Origin of the sequence: Variovorax sp. PMC12, assembly GCF_003019815.1 — a bacterium.
In the GTDB taxonomy this organism is placed as follows: Bacteria; Pseudomonadota; Gammaproteobacteria; order Burkholderiales; family Burkholderiaceae_C; genus Variovorax.
Window position 1 is genome coordinate 1,982,870 of record NZ_CP027773.1, and the last position, 18,480, is coordinate 2,001,349.

An 18,480-nucleotide genomic window follows, 5' to 3' on the forward strand; every position below is an offset into this window, starting at 1 on the left:
GGCCACGGGTAAAATGAGAGCAATTCTCATTTGCCGCACTTTCGTTCCATGCCTTCCCCCGCTGCGACAGCCCCGATCGATGCGCTTTACCGGGAGCACCGCGACTGGCTTCAAGGCTGGCTGCGGCGCCGGCTGGGCGACGGCCACACGGCCGCCGACCTGACGCAAGACACTTTCGTTCGCGTCATCAGCGGCGGCCAGGCGCAGGCGATCCAGGAGCCGCGCGCCTACCTGACGACGCTGGCGCAGCGGGTGCTCTACAACTTCTGGCGCCGCCGCGAGCTGGAGCGCGCATGGCTCGACGCACTTGCAGCGCAACCGCAGGAACTGGCGCCCTCCCCGGAAACCTACGCGCTGGTGCGCGAAGCGGTCGAAACCATCGACCGCTGGCTCGACGGCCTGCCGCCCAAGGTACGCGAGGCTTTCCTGCTTCGCCGGCTGGAGGGCCTGGCGCATGCCGACATCGCGGCGCGCATGGGCATCTCGATCACCTCGGTCGAGCGCTATGTGAAACAGGCCATCGTGCATCTCTACACCTGCCCGGTGCAGGCGGAGGCCTGAGATGCCTGCGCACGCCCATGCACTGCCGCTCGATGCGGTCACCGAGCAGGCCATCGACTGGCTGGTGCGGCTCGACTCGGGCCACAGCAACGATGGCGACCAACAGGCCTTCGCGCAGTGGCTTGCCATGGCCCCAGCCCATTCCGCCGCATGGATGGACCTGCAGCAGCGCTTGAACCAGCGGATCTCGCCCGCGTTGAGCCAGTTGCAGGCCGACGGCCATGCATCCCCCAGCGTCCGCGCCCTGAGCACGGCTGCGGCCCATCGCCCAGGCCGTCGCGCACTGCTGGGCAGCGCCGCGGTGGCTTTGCTCACGGCCGCTGGCGGCGGAATCTGGTTCAACCGGCGCATGCCGCTCATGGCCTGGTCCACCGACCTGCACACGGGCACGGCCGAACGCCGGCGCTTCGCGCTGGAAGACGGCAGCGACCTGCTGCTCAACGCGCGCTCGTCGGCCGACCTCTATTTCAGCTCGACGCAGCGCCTCGTGCGCTTGCGCGCGGGCGCGTTGATCGCCCAGGTCGCGGCCGACGCGCTGCGGCCCTTCGTCGTGCAGACCGCGCAGGGCACGGTGCGCGCGCTGGGTACGCGCTTCATGGTGCAGCAGGAACAGGGGCGCACGCTGGTGTCGGTGCTGGAACACAGCGTGCGGCTGGCCCCGGGCGACGAAGGCGCCGGCATCGCGTTGGAGCAGGGCAGCAGCGCTTGGATGCAGTCGGACCGCGTCGAAGCGGTCTTCGCCACGCGTGTCGACACCAGCGCCTGGTCGGCGGGCGTGCTGGAAGTGCATGACCAGCCGCTGGCCGACGTGCTGGACGCGCTGCGCCCCTACACGCCTGCCGTGTTGCGCGTGAGCGCCGCGGCCGCGCGCGCGCGTGTCTTCGGCGTCTACCCGCTGGACCGGCCGATGCAGGTGCTGCAGGACTTGGTGGACACGCTGCCGCTGCGCGTGCGCCGCTGGAGCGATCTGGTGGTGTACGTGGACGTGCGCGACGCATGAGCTGACGGTTTTTCGCACCCTCGCGGGACATACAGGGTTGAACACTCCGATCAACCCAGACAGAACCGACGAGGAATGTCCGACGTGACGCTCTCCCCTATTTCATCGGCCCGCCCGAAGGCCGGCCCACCCCTGCCGACGCGCAAGGCCACACTGGCGCTGGCCGCACTGTTCGCATGCGGCAGCGCATCGTTCGCGCAAGCGCCAACCGCATCCCCGGGCGCTCCCGCTGCAACCGACGGCGCCCTGGCATGGAAGCTGCCCGCCGATGAGCTGGGCATCGTGCTGGCACGCATCGCCCGCCAGAGCGGCCGCACCATCAGTGCGGCACCCGCGCTCGTGGCCGGACGCCGGGCGCCTGCGGTGCAAGGGCGCCTGACCGTGGCGCAAGCGGCGCAGCAGGCGCTGGCCGGCAGCGGACTCGCGTTGGCGCAGACACCGAGCGGCACGCTGACGGTGGTCGCGTCCGAAAGCAGCGCGGCGCTGCCGTCCACGCCTGAAGCGGGCTCCACGCTGGCCGAGGTGCGCGTGACGGCGCAGGCCGACCGCACTGGCACCACCGAAGGCACTGGTGCCTACACCGCCAGGGGGCCGAGCAGTTCGGCCACCGGCCTTGGACTGGGCCTGAAGGACACGCCACAGTCGATCAGCGTGATCACGCAGCAGCGCCTGGAAGACCAGAACCTCACCAGCATCGGCCAGGTGCTGGCGCGCACGCCGGGCCTCTCGACCTCGACGCTGGGCACGGAGCGCAACAGCGCCAGCGCGCGGGGCTACCCGATCACCAACTACCAGCTCGACGGGGTCAGCACGCACAGCGAATTCCTGGGCCTGGATGCGCTGCCCACGCAGAGCATCGCGGACATGGCGCTGTACGACCGCATCGAGGTGATGCGCGGCGCCTCGGGCCTGACCACGGGGGCGGGTGATCCGTCCGGCATCATCAACATGGTGCGCAAGAAGCCCACGGCCGCGTTCCAGGGCGTGGCGGAGGCCAGCGTCGGCTCGTGGGGCGACCGGCGCGGCATGCTGGACATCTCGACCCCGCTGAACGAATCGGGCAGCGTGCGCGGCCGGATGGTGGCGGTGCACCAGGAAGGCAACAGCTACATCGACTACTACCGCAAGAAGAAAGATGTGTTCTACGGCGTGGTGGAAGCCGACCTGACCTCCACGCTGAAGCTCACCGCGGGCATCGACCATCAGGAAAACCGGTCGCGCGGATCGCTGTCTTACCTGGGCTATCCGCTGTTCAACAGCAGCGGCGAGCAGGTCGACTTTCCGGTGTCCTTCAACGGCGCGAGCCGCGACAACCGCTTCAACACCAATTCGACCAGCGGCTTCGTGACGCTGGAGCAGTCGCTCGCCAACGACTGGAAGCTCAAGCTCTCGGCCAACTACCTGCGCTCGAAGCAGCGCGAAGACTCGGTCTACCTGGCGGTCAACAGCAGCCTTTTCGACAAGTTCACCGGCGACGGACTGAACCTGAACGCCGAGCGCCGCGACTACAACCTGCGCAACAAGACGGTGGACCTGAAGCTGACGGGCCCGTTCACCCTGTTCGGCCGCCAGCACGAAGCCGTGATCGGCGCCGACTACACCGACTTCCGCAGCCTCACCAACGGCAGCTTCGACATCTCGGGGCTGCGCAATGCGCCAGTCAACATCTACAGCTGGAACAACACGGGCACGCCGGTGTTCGGGGACCGTTACGTCACCTTCGACAGCACGCGGCGGCAAAAGAGCATCTACGGCGCGGGCCGCCTCCAGCTGAGCGACCAGTTCAAGCTGGTGGTGGGCGGCAAGCTGCTTGACTACGACAGCGACTACATCACCGACACCACCGACGGCTACCACACGAACTCGCCTTCGTCCGAGCGGCGCGTGTTCACGCCCTATGCCGGTCTGCTGTACGACCTGAACGAGAACCACACGCTCTACACAAGCTTTGCCACGATCTACAACCCGCAAAGCTCGGTCGACCGCAACGGCGCGCTGCTCGATCCGCAAAAGGGCGACACGTACGAGGCCGGCATCAAGAGCAGCTTCCTCGACGGCCGGGTGACGAGCAGCGCCGCCGTCTACCAGATCAAGCAGGACAACGTCGCGGAGGCGGACTCGGGTTACTTCGTTCCGGGCACCACGACCACGGCCTCGCGCGCCATCAAGGGCGCGACGACGCGGGGCATCGACCTGGAGCTCAACGGCACGCTGGCGCGCGGCTGGAACGTGGCTGCGTCCTACAACTTCAGCACCTCGAAGGACCCCAACGGCCAGCGCATCAACACCACCTTTCCGCGCCAGATGGCTCGCCTGTGGACCACCTATCGCATGCCCGGCGACTGGCGGCGGCTCACGCTGGGCGGCGGCGTGGACTGGAGCAGCGGCTTCTACTACACGGGAGAGGCCTGGCAGATCGAACGCACGGTCACCGCACGCCAGGGCGCCTATGCCGTGGCCAGCCTGATGGCTCGGTACGAAGTCAACGATCAGCTCTCTCTCACGCTCAACGTGCAGAACTTGTTCGACCGCAAGTACATCTCGTCGGTTTCGGGCTGGTGGTACTCGGGCACGTACGGCGCGCCGCGCAACGTGCAGCTGACGGCGCGCTACAAGTTCTGATAGGGCACCAAGCCGCTCGGGCGGCGGCAAACCACGCGGCATTGCGGTCGGCGGCTGCGCTGAAGGGAAAGTCGTCCGTGCGGGTGATGAGGCTGGGAATGGTTGGCGGCCGCGGGTACCAAGCCGATTCAGCCGCCACCCCCCATGCGCTCGACGTTCGCGTCGACCCGCAGCAGCAGCGCCGTCAGCTGCTCGACCTCTTCGGGGGAAAAGTCGGCCAGCGCCTTTTCCACGTGCGCATCCATCAGCAGCTTGGCCTTGGGCAGCCGCTTGGCGGCCAGCGGCGTGAGCGAGATCAGGCGGCTGCGCTTGTCTTCCGGGTCGTCCACGCGTTCGACCAGCCCGTCGCGCTCCATGCGCGCCAGCAGTTGCGCCATGCTGGGCTGCTCGACCTGTGCGATCCGCGCGAGCTCTGCCTGCGACAGCGCCTTGCTCTTTTTCAGCGACACCAGCACCGGCAACTGGCCGGCCGCAAGGCCCAGCTCACGCAGGCCGCCATCGACGATGCGCGTGAATCCGCGGGCCACACGGCCCAGAAGCTTCAGGGGGTTGGGTTCGGGGGTGTCTGCCATGCCGTCATTCTACTTTCATAGGAGCCTATGCTAATATGAATAGGAACCTATCTTTATTCGGAGTCGATCGAATGAACAAGCATCCCCGCATCGCCATCGTCGGCGCCGGTCCCGGCGGCCTCACGCTGGCGCGCCTCCTTCACCTGTCCGGCGTCCACGCCACCGTGTTCGAACGCGACGAAGACCCGCTCTCGCGCCCGCAAGGCGGCACGCTGGATCTTCATGAGGACTCGGGCCTGCTCGCCATCGAGGAGGCCGGCCTCGGCGATGCCTTCCGCCGCTTCGCACGCTATGAAGACCAGGGCTCGCGCCTGCTCGACAAGTCAGCCCGCGTGCTGTTCGAGGAGCCCGATCCTTCGGCCGGCAACCGCCCCGAGATCGACCGCACCGCGCTGCGCGACATCCTGCTGGCCTCGCTGCCGGCCGACTGCGTGCAATGGGGCCGTGCGCTGCGCGACCTGCGGCTTCAGGAGGGTGGGCGCTGGAACCTGCTGTTGGCCGACGGCGAAGCCGGCCCCTTCGACCTGGTGGTCGGCGCGGACGGCGCATGGTCGCGCGTGCGGCCGCTGCTCTCTCCGTACAAGCCGCAGTACAGCGGGCTGACCTTCATCGAGTTCGGTATCGATGACGTGGACGACAGCCATCCGGCGCTCTCCAGGCTGGTGGGCCGTGGCAAGCTCGACGTGGAAGGGGACGGCAAGCTCATCATCGCGCAGCGCAACGGCAATGCGCAGATCCGCGGCTACGCGATCTTCCGCGTGCCGCCCGACTGGGCTGCGAAGCGCTTCGACTTTGCATCGCCCGCCGCAGTGCGCAGCGCGCTGATCGACGAGTTCGCAGGCTACGCCGACGCCCTGACCGACCTCTTCCGCGCCAGCAACGACCTGTTCGTGCCGCGCCCCATCTACGCACTGCCGGTCGGCCATTGCTGGGCGCCCCGCCGCGGGCTCACGCTGCTGGGCGACGCTGCACACCTGATGTCGCCCTTTGGCGGCGAAGGCGTGAATGCCGCAATGCGCGATGCCGTCGAACTGGCGGCCGCGCTGACGAAACAAGCCGATTGGGCCGGCGCGGTGACCGCCTGCGAAGCGCAGATGTTCGAGCGCGTCGCCGAAGTGGCCGAGCGATCGGCCGAAGGCGCGGCCATACAGATGTCGCACATCGGCGAGGCACTGTCGCTCGAACATTTGCGTCAGCACCGGGCCTCCGCAGCCGCCTGAGCCCTCCGCCCGGGCATCCCGGCATGTATCGATTTGACTTTCTTTTAGATATATCTAAAATAATTTCAGACATACATCGAAAAGGATGCCCACCATGAGACATTTCCACTTCGGCCACCACCACTTCCACACCGCGCGCGGCGAGCATGAAGACGGCCTTTCCGGCGGTCGCGGACACCGTGGCGGGCGCGGCGGCGGCGCTGGCGGCCGCGTGTTCGGCCACGGCGGGCTGCGCTTCGTGCTGCTGCAGCTCATCGCCGACAAGCCCGCCCACGGCTACGAATTGATCAAGGCCATTGAAGACCGTCTCGGCGGCAGCTATGCGCCCAGCCCCGGCGTGGTCTACCCCACCCTCACGCTGCTCGAGGAGCTGGGCTACCTGAGCGTGGAAACCGCCGACAACGGCGGGCGCAAGCGCTACAGCATCACCGCCAGCGGGCACGAATTTCTCGCGGCCAACCGCGAGACGGCCGACGCCATGATGGCCCGCATGAGCGGCGGCGTCGACGGCGCCGGCCCGCGCGGCGGGCGCCCGCCGCAAGTCACGCGCGCCATAGAAAACCTCAAGCTCGCCATGCGCATGCGCCTGTCGGGCACACCGCTGACCGAGCAGCAGGCGCACGACTTTGCCGCCGTGCTCGACAGCGCCGCACAGCAGATCGACAAGATCTGAGCCACCACCACCGAATCTCAACCCGCCCTGTTCCCACAGGATTCATGCAATGACTGACTTCAGTACTTCGCCAACCGCCTCCGCACCCGACCGCACGCCGCGCCGGGTGCGGCATGAACTGCGCTTCCGCCAGCTCACGGTCAAGACCGTGGAGCGCGTGACGCCGCACCTGATCCGCGTGACGCTCACCGGCGACGACCTCGCGGGCTTCCACAGCCCCGGCTTCGACGACCACGCCAAGATCTTTTTTCCCGACGCCGCCACCGGCAAGCTCACGCTGCCGACCGCCGGCCCCGAAGGCCCGGTGTGGCCCGCAAGCGGCCGCCCCACCATGCGCGACTACACGCCGCGCCGCCACGACGCCCAGGCCGGCACGCTGGAAATCGACTTCGCGCTGCACGACGCCGGCCCCGCCACGCAATGGGCGGAGCAGGCCAGGCCCGGCGACATCCTCGGCGTGGGCGGCCCTCGCGGCTCTTTCATGGTGCCGACCGAATTCGACTGGCACCTGCTGATCGGCGACGACACCGCCCTGCCCGCCATCTCGCGCCGTCTGGCCGAGCTGCCGGCCGGCACACGCGCGGTGGTGCTGGCGGAGGTCGACAGCGAAGCCGACGAGCTGCCCTTCGAGACCCGCGCCGAACTCACGCTGCAATGGGTGCACAGGCGCGGCGCCGAGCCGGGCACCAGCCCCGTGCTGCTCGACGCGCTGAAGGCCGCGAAGCTGCCTGCCGGCGACTTCCATGCGTGGGTAGGCTGCGAATCGGCCATCGCCAAGGCGCTGCGCGCGCATCTGGTGGGCGAGCGCGGCGCGAATCCGAAATGGACGCGGGCCTCGGGCTACTGGCGCAAGGGCGCGGTGGCGACGCACGACACCCACGACGAGTGACCCGGTATTGCTCCTTCCCCCGCTGGGGGAAGGCCGGGATGGGGGCAAGCAGCGCTCGACAACCCGCTGGTGATCGATAAGCCGCCGAGCCCCCACCCCTGCCCTCCCCCAGCGGGGGAGGGAGAAATTCAATGCGGCACTTCCGCCGGGCCCGACGCCGCCGCACTCCGCTTGGGGCTTCGAATCAGCAGCAGCAGCGGAATCGCGAGCACCGTGATGATCATCATGATCGCGAAGTCATCCAGGTAACCCACCAGCGCCCCCTGCCGCGTCACTTCGGCATTGAGCAGCGCCAGCCCGGTCATCGTGTCTGGCGACATCATCTGCGGCAGCGTGGAAAGCGCCTGGTTGCCGGGCGCCACGGTCGAGGCGATCTGCGCATGCGCCTTGCTGGAGCCTTCGGTCAGCAGCGCCTGCACGATCGAGATGCCCACGCTGCTGCCGATGTTGCGCAGCAGGCTGAAGATGGGCGTGCCCTGGTTGCGCAGCCGCGGGGCCAGCGTGGCGAAGGTGGCGGTCGACAGCGGCACGAAGGTGAAGCCGATGCCCAGCCCCTGGATGAAACCCGAGACGACGATCAGCGTGCTGTCCATCTGCAGCGTGAGCCGCGTCATCTGGTAGAGCGAAAACGCGGTGAGGCTGAAGCCCACGGCCATGATGGCGCGCACGTCCACCTTCTGCACCAGCCGCCCGACGATGATCATCGCGATCATGGTGCCGACGCCGCGCGGCGCCGTCACCTCGCCGGTGTAGACCACCGGGTAGCCCATCAGGCCCTGCAGAAAGTTGGGCAGCAGCGCCATCGTCGCGAACAAAATCATGCCGACGATGAAGGCGAACAGCAGGCCGGTGACGAAGTTGCGGTCTTTCAGCAGGTCGCGGTCGAAGAATGAAACGCCCTGCACCGTCCACGTGTGTACCACGAAGAATCCGAAGGCCACCAGCGCGGCGGCCGCTTCGAGCTTGATCTCCCACGAGTCGAACCAGTCCAGCTGCTCGCCCCGGTCCAGAAAGAGCTGCAGCATGCCGATGGCCAGGCTCAGCGTCACGAAGCCGAAGATGTCGAGCTTCTCGCCCTTGGGCCGGCTCTCCGGCAGATACCGCGCAATGCCCCAGAAGGCGAAGATGCCCACCGGCAGGTTGATGAAGAACACCCAGCGCCAGTCGAAGTTCTCGGTGAGCCAGCCGCCCAGCAGCGGCCCCAGGATGGGCCCGACCATGATGCCCGCGCCCCAGATCGCCATGGCCTGGCCGACCTTCTCGCGCGGGTTGATGTCCAGCAGCACCGCCTGCGACAGCGGCACCAGCGCCGCGCCGAAGATGCCCTGCAGCAGCCGCGCCGCCACGATCCCGACCAGCGAGGTCGCAAGGCCGCACAGCGCCGAAGCCACGGTGAAGCCGATCACCGAGATGATGAAGACCCGCCGCCTGCCCCAGTGCCCGCAGAGCCAGCCGGTCAGCGGCAGCGCGATGGCCGAGGCCACGATGTACGAGGTCAGCACCCAGGTGATCTGGTCTTGCGATGCCTGCAGGCTGCCCTGCATGTGCGGCAGCGCGACGTTGGCGATGGTGGTGTCCAGCGCCTGCATGATGGTCGCCAGCATGATCGAGATGGTGATCATCCCGCGGTGCGGCACCGTGGTTCCGGGCGCGACGCTCACGGCTTCTGCCCTCCGCCCGAGGTGATGTCGACCAGGCTGCCGTGCACCTTGCCGAGCAGGCCCAGCAACTGGGCGCGCTCGGCCTGCGACAGCACCGACATCACGCGGGCGTTGAGCCCGTCGCTGATGCTCAGCGCGGCGTCGAGCGCTTCTTCGGCGCTGGGCTCCAGGTGGATCCTGTTGACGCGGCGGTCGGTCGGGCTGGGTTCGCGGCGGATCCAGCCGGCCGCGGCCATGCGGTCGCACAGGCCGGCCACGGCCATCGGCGTGAGGTCGAGGCGCTGCGCGAGTTCGGCCTGCGACAGCGGCTCGTCTTCGTCATGCATGGCCAGCGCGCCGAGCAGGCGGCACTGGGCGCTGGTGAGTCCGATGCGTTCGCGCGCGAGGCGGTCGAACTCTTCGCTGTAGAGCTTGCCCACGCTCTTGACGAGGAAGCCGAAGCGCTGGGTGAAGTCCCTTTTCATAAGGGACTAGATTATCTACATGTTTATTAGTTTGGCATTAGCGAGCGCCGGCACCCGTCAGAGCCAGCCGGCCCGCCTGAAGCGGTAATACAGGTAGCTGCAGGTGCTGACGATCAGCGCCAGCGCCACCGGGTAGCCGTAGCGGAATTTCAGCTCCGGCATGTGCTCGAAGTTCATGCCCCAGATGCCGGCGAACGCGGTGCACACCGCGAAGATGCTGGCCCAGGCGGCGAGCCGCTTGGTGACTTCGCTCTCCTCGATGGTCACCATCGACAGGTTCACCTGGATAGCGGTGGCGATGGTGTCGCGCACCGCGTCGATGGAGCCGTTGATGCGGCCCAGGTGGTCGCCCACGTCGCGGAAATACTCTTGCGAACTCATGCAGATCTGCGGCACCCGTCCGCCGTGCATCTTGCCGGCCGCCTCCAGCAGCGGCGCCACGGCGCGCTTGAGGGTCATGCTGCGGCGCTTGAGGTCGTACAGCTGCTTGATCTTGTCGCGCGCCGCGCCGCCCTGGCCGAAGATCTGCTGTTCGATCGCCTCCAGCTCCACCTCCAGCGCGTCGATCACCGGAAAATAGCGGTCGACCACCGCGTCCATCAGCGCATAGAGCACGAAGCCCGCGCCGTTGCGCAGCAGCTCGGGTTCGCGCTCGCAGCGCTCGCGCACGCCCAGGAAGCCCTGCTGGCTGCGGTTGCGCACCGACAGCACGTAGTTCTTGCCGACGAACACGTCGACCTCGCCCACGTTGGTGCAGTGCTCGCCCTCGGGCGATGGTTCCACCAGGTGCATGACCACGAACAGCGAATCACCGTATTCCTCCACCTTCGGGCGCTGGTGGCCGTGGTGGGCGTCTTCCACCGCCAGCGGGTGCAGGTTGAATTCCTTCTGCATTTCGCCGAGCTCGGCGTCCGAGGCGTCGCTGAGCGCCACCCACACGAAGCAGCCCGGCCGGGAGATGTAGTCGCTGATGTCCTCGACCGAGATGTCGGCGAGCTTGGAGCCGTTTTCATAGGCGACGCAATTGATGAGCATCGGTACTCCCGCAGTTCACGTTGGTGCAATCTGCGCATGGTGCCACGAGGCGGCGGCAGTGGCTTGCGGCGCGCGTGCCACAGCCGATTCAGGTTGGTCGGCTAGAGTTCGCGCTCGTCCGCCTGGCAAACGGACCATATAAATAGATGAGGGGGGAGGATCATGGAAACAAGTTCGTACGGGGAATCGATCAAGTGAAGCGGGACGTTGGCCTTGCAAAGGCCCTGCTTCTGGCCGTCATGGTTTCGGTGTCGACTGCCACGGCCTGGCAGCTCTGGGTGGTGCGCCACCAGACGCTGGCCGCGGCCGGCACCAACAATCTCAACCTGGCCAAGGCGCTGAACATCTATGCCGAAGGCGTCTTCACGCAGAGCGACATGCTGCTGCAGGGCGTGGCCGACACCCTGGTTTCGGAAGACGACGCGCATGGGCACCTGCAGCGCGTGCAGTCGCTGATCGAGCACCAGAAGCGCATGCTCGACCAGCTCGACGGCGTGGCCGTCCTCGACGCCCAGGGCAACTGGCTGCTGTACTCCAAGGGGCAAGTCCCGCCGGGCACCAACAGCGCGCAGCGGCCCTACTTCACGCACCATCGCGACACCCGCTCGAACGAGATCTTCATCAGTCCGCCGCTGCGCAACCCGTTCTCGGGTGAATGGGGAATCACGGTCAGCCGGCGGCTGGAAGACCGCGAGGGCAGATTCGCCGGCGTCGCGGTCATCGGGCTGGGCCTGGCAAATTTCCTGCGCGCCTTCGGCACCATCGCCCTTGGCAGCAGCGGCACCATCAGCCTGACGACCAACGCCGGAAAGATGCTGGTGCTCTATCCCTACCGCGAACAGGATATCGGGCTCGATTTTTCCAAGTCGGCCAACTTCCAGCGCCACTTTGCCGGCACGGTGGGCACGGCCTCGTTCCGCTCCAGCATGGACGGGCGGCAACGGCTCTACGCCTTTCGCAAGAGCGACCGCTACCCGGTGCTGACCACGGTCACGCTGCGCCACGACGAGGCACTGCAGGCCTGGCGGCAACAGGCACTGCTCACGGTCGGCGTGGTGGGGGCCCTGCTCGCGGCAATGGCGGCGGTGGGCTGGCGGCTGATCATCAACATCGGCCGGCGTGTCAGCGCCGAGGCCTCGCTGAGGGCCGCGCGCGAGGACCTGCTGCAGGCCAACCGCCGGCTGGCCGTGCTGGCCACGCAGGACCAGCTCACCGGGCTGGCCAACCGCCGCAGCTTCGACGAGGTGCTGTCTCAGGAATGCCGCCGCGCGGTGCGCGAAGGAACCAGCCTCGCGCTGCTGCTGCTCGACCTGGACTACTTCAAGCGCTTCAACGACGAATACGGCCACGTGGCCGGCGACCAATGCCTGAGGGCGGTCGCCGACGCCTTGCGGCAATGCGTCAGGCGCCCGGGCGACCTGGTGGCGCGCTACGGCGGCGAGGAACTGGCGGTCATCCTGCCCAACACCGAGCTGCCCGGCGCCCTGGCCGTCGCCGACCAGCTGCTCGCACATGTGCGCGAGCTGGACATTCCGCATCGCGCCAGCCCGCATGAACGGGTCACCGTGAGCATCGGCGCGGCCACGCTGTGGGGCACGCAGGCCAGCGGGCCCGAGCAGCGGCTCATAGAGGCCGCCGACAGCGCACTGTACAGGGCCAAGGAAATCGGGCGCAACCGCGCGATGGGGCATGAAGAGCGATTGGATGGCCGGGCGCCCGGCTGAGGCCGGCAGCAGCCCGGCGCGGCGCGCACCGAACGTAAAATGCCCCGGCATTCCGCCCGTGCACATGCGGGCTCCGGCGCCGCGCTCCCCCATGCACTCCCCCAGCAAGCCCCCCAGTTCCGCGGAGGCAGGCCGCCGCTCCATGGCGCCCGGCACTGCCGCCCCCGCGCGCCGGTGGCACGGATCGCAAGTTATTGATTGAAATGAACAAGTCAGACGTCTCTGCGCACACGCCCATGATGGCCCAGTACCTGGGCCTGAAAGCCGACCATCCGGACACCCTGCTGTTCTACCGGATGGGCGACTTCTACGAGCTCTTCTGGGGCGACGCCGAGAAGGCCGCGCGCCTGCTCGACATCACGCTCACCCAGCGCGGCCAGTCGGCCGGCCAGCCGGTGGTGATGTGCGGCGTGCCCTTCCACGCGGTCGACACCTACCTCGCGCGGCTCATCAAGCTGGGCGAATCGGTCGCCATCTGCGAGCAGGTGGGCGAGGTCGGCGCCAGCAAGGGCCCGGTCGAGCGCAAGGTGGTGCGCGTGGTCACGCCCGGCACGCTGACCGACGCCGAGCTGCTCAACGACAAGAGCGAATCGCTGCTGCTGGCCGTGCATGCCGGCTCGCGCAATACATGCGGGCTGGCCTGGCTCAGCGTGACCGGCGCCGAACTGCGGCTGGCCGAATGCCCGGCCGACGCGCTCGAAGCCTGGATCGCGCGCATCGCGCCCAGCGAATTGCTCTACAGCGCCGAGGTGACGCCGGCCTTCGAGCAGCGCCTGAAGGCCGCGCGCGGCGCCACGCCCTTCACGCTGTCGATCCGCCCCGCGTGGCAGTTCGACGGCGGCCTGGGCGAGCGCAAGCTCTGCGAACAGATGGGCAGCAACAGCCTGGCCGCCTGGAACGCCGAATCGCTGACCAACGCACACGCCGCCGCCGCCGCGCTGCTGGGCTATGCCGAGCACACGCAGGGCCGCGCGCTGTCGCACGTGCAGCGCCTGTCGGTCGAGCGCGACGGCGACCTGATCGAGCTGCCGCCCACCACGCGCCGCAACCTCGAACTGGTGCAGACGCTGCGCGGCGAAGAATCGCCCACCATGTTCTCGCTGCTCGACACCTGCATGACGGGCATGGGCAGCCGGCTGCTGAAGCGCTGGCTGCTGTCGCCCCGACGCGACCGCTCCGAGGCGCAGGAGCGGCTCGAAGCCATCGGCGCGCTGCAGGCCACGGTGCTCGGCGCCACGGCCGCGCCCTGGCGCACGCTGCGCGAGCAGCTCAAGAACACCAGCGACGTGGAGCGCATCGCCGCCCGCATCGCGCTGCGGCAGGTGCGCCCGCGCGAGCTGCTGGCGCTGCGCCAGGCGCTGGCCAAGGCGGAGCAACTGGCGCCGCTGCTGCCCGGCGGCGCCGCGCTGCTGGCCCGGATCACCGAGCGCCTGGCGCCGCCGCCGGGCTGCGCCGACCTGCTGGCGAGCGCCATCAAGCCCGACCCGTCGGCGCTGGTGCGCGACGGCGGCGTCATCGCCACCGGGCATGACGCCGAACTCGACGAGCTGCGCGCCATCAGCGAGAACTGCGACGACTTCTTGCTGAAGCTCGAAGTCAGCGAACGCGAGCGCACCGGCATCAGCAACCTGCGGGTGCAGTTCAACCGGGTGCACGGCTTCTACATCGAGGTGACGCAAAGCGCGCTCTCGAAGGTGCCCGACAACTACCGCCGCCGCCAGACGCTGAAGAACGCCGAGCGCTTCATCACGCCGGAGCTGAAAGCCTTCGAGGACAAGGCCCTGAGCGCGCAAGACCGCGCGCTGGCCCGCGAGAAGTGGCTCTACGAACAGCTGCTCGACGCGCTGCAGCCCTCGGTGCCCGCGCTCACGCAGCTGGCGGGCGGCATCGCCACGCTCGACGCGCTGTGCGCGCTGGCCGAGCGCTCGCACACGCTGCACTGGCGCGCGCCGAGCTTCGTGTCGCACCCGTGCATCGAGATTTCGCAGGGCCGCCACCCGGTGGTGGAGGCCCGGCTGGCCGAAAAGTCGTCGGGCGGCTTCATCGCCAACGACACGCAGCTCGGGCCGCAGCAGCGCATGCAGGTCATCACCGGCCCCAACATGGGCGGCAAATCGACCTACATGCGGCAGGTGGCGATCATCGTGCTGCTGGCCTCCATCGGCTCGCACGTGCCGGCGGCCGCCTGCCGGCTGGGACCGATCGACGCCATCCACACCCGCATCGGCGCGGCGGACGACCTGGCCAATGCGCAGTCGACCTTCATGCTCGAGATGACCGAGGCCGCGCAAATCCTGCACAGCGCCACGGCCCAATCGCTGGTGCTGATGGACGAAATCGGCCGCGGCACCAGCACCTTCGACGGGCTGGCGCTGGCCGCGGGCATCGCGGCCCAGCTGCACGACCGCAGCAAGGCCTTCACCCTCTTCGCCACCCACTATTTCGAGCTGACCGAGTTTCCGGCCACGCACCACGGCGCGGTGAACATGCACGTGAGCGCCACCGAGGCGGGCCGCGACATCGTGTTCCTGCACGAAATGCAGCCCGGCCCGGCCAGCAAGAGCTACGGCATCCAGGTGGCGCGGCTCGCGGGCATGCCCGCGGCGGTGGTCAACCATGCCCGGCAGGCGCTGGAAGCGCTGGAGTCGCAGCATGCGCAGACCCGCGCCCAGGTCGACCTGTTCGCGCCGCCCCCGGTGGCCGAGACTCCGCTGGTCAGCGCCGTAGAATCCGCGCTGGCTGCGCTCGACCCTGACGCCATGAGTCCGCGCGAAGCCCTCGATGCCCTGTATGCCCTTCAAAAATTGAACAAACGTGAACTCGGTGCCGCGTGATCGGGCACCGTTCATGCAAGATGAACTCATGACTTACTGCGTAGGCATCAAACTCAACGCCGGCCTGGTGTTCCTGTCCGACTCGCGCACCAACGCGGGCGTGGACCACATCAGCACCTTCCGCAAGATGATCGTCTACGAGCAGCCGGGCGACCGCGTCATGGTGCTGCTGTCGTCGGGCAACCTGAGCATCTCGCAGTCGGTGCGCGAAATCCTGCAGATCGAAGAACTGCGCGAGACCCGCGAAGACGGCACGCCCGGCGACCCCATCACCATCTGGAACGCCAAGAGCATGTTCGACGCCGCCCGGGTGCTGGGCTCGGCGGTGCGCCATGTGTACGACCGCGACGCCGAGGCGCTCAAGCACGCGGGGCTGGACTTCAACGTGTCCTTCATCTTCGGCGGGCAGGTCAAGGGCGAGGGCATGCGCCTGTTCCTGGTGTATGCGGCCGGCAACTTCATCGAAGCCACCACCGAGACGCCCTACTTCCAGATCGGCGAATCGAAATACGGCAAGCCCGTGCTCGACCGCGTGCTCACCCCCGAGACCCCGCTGGACGAAGCCGCCAAGTGCGCGCTGGTGTCGATGGACTCGACCATGAAGTCGAACCTGTCGGTCGGCCTGCCGCTCGACCTGGTGGTGTACGAGGCCAACAAGCTCGAGACCGACCGCGTGATCTGCATCGACGCCGACAACCCCTACTACCGCATGATGCACAACAGCTGGGGCCAGAAGCTGCGCGAGGTGTTCGACAGCATCGAAGACCCGGTGTGGGACGACGGCCATACCGAGCATCCGCTGAAGATGCCGGCCACGCGCCACAGCCCGCTGCGCAAGATCTCGACCCCCGACGAAAAGCTCATCTGAACGAGGCCATGGCCATGCCGCCCGTCGTGTTCTCGCACGGCAACAGCTTTCCCGCCAGCACCTACCGCGTCGTACTCGACAGCCTGCGCAATCGCGGCTTCGAGGTGGACGCCATCGAGAAATTCGGGCACGACCCGAAGTACCCCGTGACCGACAACTGGCCGCACCTGGTGCAGCAGCTGGCCGACTTCGCCAAGGCACGCGCCGACCGCGCGGGCGGCCCGGTGTTTCTCATCGGCCATTCGCTTGGCGGCTTCCTGAGCCTGATGTGCGCGGCGCGCCACCCCGAGCTGGCGCGCGGCGTGGTGCTGATCGATTCGCCCATCCTCGGCGGCTGGCGCGCGAACACGCTCAACATGGTCAAGCGCACGCCGCTCATGAAGAGCATTTCGCCCGGCGCGGTCAGCCGCAAGCGCCGCAACAGCTGGGAGCATCGCGAGGCGGTGTTCGAGCACTTCCGCAGCAAGAAGGCCTTCGCGAAATGGGACGAGCAGGTGCTGCACGACTACATCGACCACGGCACCTTCGACAGCGACGACACCCGCGCCCTGAGCTTCGACCGCGACGTCGAGACCGCCATCTACAACACCCTGCCCCACACCCTGGGCGCACTGCTGCGCGCGCACCCGCTCAAGTGCAAGGCCGCCTTCATCGGCGGTCGCCAGTCGGCCGAGATGAAGCGCGTGGGCATGACGATGACCCAGCAGGTCACCAAGGGCCGCATCACCATGCTGGACGGCTCGCACCTGTTCCCCATGGAAAAGCCGCTGGCCACAGCCGCGGCCGTGGAAGCCGCGCTGCGCAACCTGCTGTGACCCGCGTCGTCAGTTCTTGGTGACGTGCACCCCGGGCCGCTGGCCTGCATTCCACTTGCCGCCGAGCGCCCGCTCGATCTGCGCGGCCAGCTGAAGCAGCAGCCCGTCGTTCGCCTGCGCGGCCTGCGCCTGGATGCCCAGCGGCAGGCCGTTTTCCTGCGAGGCCATCGGCAGCGAAATGCCCGGCATGCCGCAGAGATTGGCCAGCGGCGTGTACGCGAAGTTCTTCCACAGGTTGGCGAACCAGTCGTAGACGGAAGGGTTGGTGCTCGTCGTCAGGTACTCGCTGGTGCCGACCTTGGGCGTGGGCAGCGCGGTCACCGGCGTCAGGATGATGTCCCACTGCTGGAAGAAGTTGCCGAAGGCGCGCGAGGTGGTGTTGAAAACCGCCTGCATCTTCGATCGCTCGGTGTACGAGGTGTGCAGCCCCGCTTCCCAGATCTTGATGTTGATCGGCTCCAGCAGCTCCGCCGGCGGGCGCTCCAGCCCCAGGCGATGCAGGTGGCCGTCGATGACCTGCGCGAAGTTGCTGATGTAGCAGGTGGTCTGGGCCGCGAAGGCGGTCTGGAAGTCGACCTCGGGCAGCGCCCATTCGACATGGTGGCCCAGCCCTTCGAGGAACTTGCCCACGCGCTCCAGCTCGGCCACGAAATGCGGCGTGGCGCGGAAGTCGCCCCACTCGTGCGACAGCGCGATGCGCAGGCGGCCCGGGTCTTTCTTGATGAGTTCGCTGTACGGCTCGGCCGGCGACCAGAAGGGCATGAACTCGCCCGGTGCGCCGCCGCGCGCGTTGTCCACGAAGGCGGCGGTGTCGCGCACGGTGCGGCTGTGGCAGCCCTGGATCGACACGAGGCCCGACAGGTCCGACAGCCCCGGTGCCAGTGAGAACACGCCGCGCGACACCTTCAGGCCGATGTTGCCGTTCACGCCCGCCGGAATGCGGATGGAGCCGCCGCCGTCGGTGGCGTGCGACAGCGGCAGCACGCCCGCCGCGACCACCGCCGCAGTGCCGGCGGACGAGCCGCAGGTGGTGTATTCGAGGTCCCACGGATTGCGGGTGACGCTGATGGAATTCTCTGCCGAGCTGCACACGCCGAACTCGGGCGTGGTGCTGCGGCCGACGATGTTGAGGCCGGACTTGCGCAGTTGCTGGGTGAGGAAGCTGTCGGCCGCGGGGCGATGGCCCTGCATCATCATGGAGCCGAATTCCTGCAGCCGACCCTTGAGGGTGGGGCCGAGGTCTTTCATGAGGTAGGGCAGGCCCGCGAACACGCCTTCGGGGTTCATGCCGTCCTTGAGCGGGTCGGCCACCACGTCGTCGAACACTTCGACGACGGCATCCAGTTGCGGGTTGACCTTCGCGATGCCGGCGGCGGCCTGCGCTGCAAGTTCCGCTGCGGTCACTTCGCCTTTGCGTACCCGTTCGGCCAGGCCGATGCCGTCATGCGAGGCCCATTCGTCCCAGCTCATTGCCAAAGTCATTTCTTCGTTCTCCATTTGTGTTCAAGGAAAGTTTGTATTTGTTCAGGGCGAGTGCGCAGG

Annotated in this window: 15 protein-coding genes; 10 read left to right on the forward strand and 5 right to left on the reverse strand. The window is 67.9% G+C overall.

The features are described from left to right. Positions 1-48 precede the first annotated feature (48 nt). From C4F17_RS09220 to C4F17_RS09230, 3 genes are all read left to right on the forward strand, one after another. A complete protein-coding gene (locus tag C4F17_RS09220; protein WP_081266517.1) occupies positions 49-561 on the forward strand; it encodes a sigma-70 family RNA polymerase sigma factor in 513 nt (170 codons plus the stop codon). A gap of 1 nt (position 562) precedes the next feature. Beyond that, entirely contained in the window at positions 563-1,561 is a 999-nt protein-coding gene (locus tag C4F17_RS09225; RefSeq protein WP_106935035.1) for a FecR family protein, read from the forward strand. Between the two features lie 84 nt (positions 1,562-1,645). Beyond that, complete coding sequence (locus tag C4F17_RS09230; protein ID WP_234382688.1) at positions 1,646-4,183, forward strand: TonB-dependent siderophore receptor; 2,538 nt, start codon at positions 1,646-1,648, stop codon at positions 4,181-4,183. A gap of 128 nt (positions 4,184-4,311) precedes the next feature. Here C4F17_RS09230 and C4F17_RS09235 read toward each other — a convergent pair whose 3' ends face one another. Next, entirely contained in the window at positions 4,312-4,755 is a 444-nt protein-coding gene (locus tag C4F17_RS09235) for a MarR family winged helix-turn-helix transcriptional regulator (RefSeq protein ID WP_081266514.1), read from the reverse strand. 71 nt (positions 4,756-4,826) lie between these two features. On the opposite strand from C4F17_RS09235, the gene C4F17_RS09240 reads away from it, so the two are divergent. The 3 genes from C4F17_RS09240 (at position 4,827) to C4F17_RS09250 (ending at position 7,537) form a co-directional block, all read left to right on the forward strand. Next, entirely contained in the window at positions 4,827-5,975 is a 1,149-nt protein-coding gene (locus tag C4F17_RS09240) for an FAD-dependent oxidoreductase (RefSeq protein ID WP_106935037.1), read from the forward strand. Positions 5,976-6,069: 94 nt separating this feature from the next. Further along, positions 6,070-6,648: a PadR family transcriptional regulator gene (locus C4F17_RS09245; RefSeq protein WP_106937497.1), complete on the forward strand. Its 579-nt coding sequence runs from the start codon at positions 6,070-6,072 to the stop codon at positions 6,646-6,648. Positions 6,649-6,697: 49 nt separating this feature from the next. Next, positions 6,698-7,537: a siderophore-interacting protein gene (locus tag C4F17_RS09250; RefSeq protein ID WP_106935038.1), complete on the forward strand. Its 840-nt coding sequence runs from the start codon at positions 6,698-6,700 to the stop codon at positions 7,535-7,537. Positions 7,538-7,665: 128 nt separating this feature from the next. On the opposite strand, the gene C4F17_RS09255 is transcribed toward C4F17_RS09250, so the two are convergent. The 3 genes from C4F17_RS09255 to C4F17_RS09265 are packed head-to-tail and all read right to left on the reverse strand — an operon-like array spanning position 7,666 to position 10,697. After that, the gene (locus tag C4F17_RS09255; protein WP_199851965.1) at positions 7,666-9,159 is read right to left on the reverse strand and encodes a DHA2 family efflux MFS transporter permease subunit; all 1,494 of its coding nucleotides are present in this window, start codon (positions 9,157-9,159) and stop codon (positions 7,666-7,668) included. A 35-nt stretch (positions 9,160-9,194) separates the two neighbouring features. Then, positions 9,195-9,662: a MarR family winged helix-turn-helix transcriptional regulator gene (locus C4F17_RS09260; RefSeq protein WP_106935040.1), complete on the reverse strand. Its 468-nt coding sequence runs from the start codon at positions 9,660-9,662 to the stop codon at positions 9,195-9,197. Positions 9,663-9,719: 57 nt separating this feature from the next. Beyond that, the gene (locus tag C4F17_RS09265; protein WP_081266508.1) at positions 9,720-10,697 is read right to left on the reverse strand and encodes a magnesium and cobalt transport protein CorA; all 978 of its coding nucleotides are present in this window, start codon (positions 10,695-10,697) and stop codon (positions 9,720-9,722) included. Positions 10,698-10,891: 194 nt separating this feature from the next. On the opposite strand from C4F17_RS09265, the gene C4F17_RS09270 reads away from it, so the two are divergent. From C4F17_RS09270 to C4F17_RS09285, 4 genes are all read left to right on the forward strand, one after another. Next, entirely contained in the window at positions 10,892-12,421 is a 1,530-nt protein-coding gene (locus tag C4F17_RS09270) for a diguanylate cyclase (protein ID WP_106935041.1), read from the forward strand. Positions 12,422-12,624: 203 nt separating this feature from the next. Continuing rightward, positions 12,625-15,255 (forward strand): DNA mismatch repair protein MutS, encoded by a 2,631-nt coding sequence (mutS, locus tag C4F17_RS09275; protein ID WP_106935042.1) that lies wholly within the window; start codon positions 12,625-12,627, stop codon positions 15,253-15,255. Positions 15,256-15,283: 28 nt separating this feature from the next. Then, positions 15,284-16,123: a proteasome-type protease gene (locus C4F17_RS09280; protein ID WP_106937498.1), complete on the forward strand. Its 840-nt coding sequence runs from the start codon at positions 15,284-15,286 to the stop codon at positions 16,121-16,123. Between the two features lie 8 nt (positions 16,124-16,131). Continuing rightward, positions 16,132-16,938 (forward strand): alpha/beta fold hydrolase, encoded by an 807-nt coding sequence (locus tag C4F17_RS09285; RefSeq protein ID WP_199851938.1) that lies wholly within the window; start codon positions 16,132-16,134, stop codon positions 16,936-16,938. 9 nt (positions 16,939-16,947) lie between these two features. On the opposite strand, the gene C4F17_RS09290 is transcribed toward C4F17_RS09285, so the two are convergent. Further along, entirely contained in the window at positions 16,948-18,420 is a 1,473-nt protein-coding gene (locus C4F17_RS09290) for an amidase (RefSeq protein WP_106937500.1), read from the reverse strand. Between the last annotated feature and the right edge of the window lie 60 nt (positions 18,421-18,480).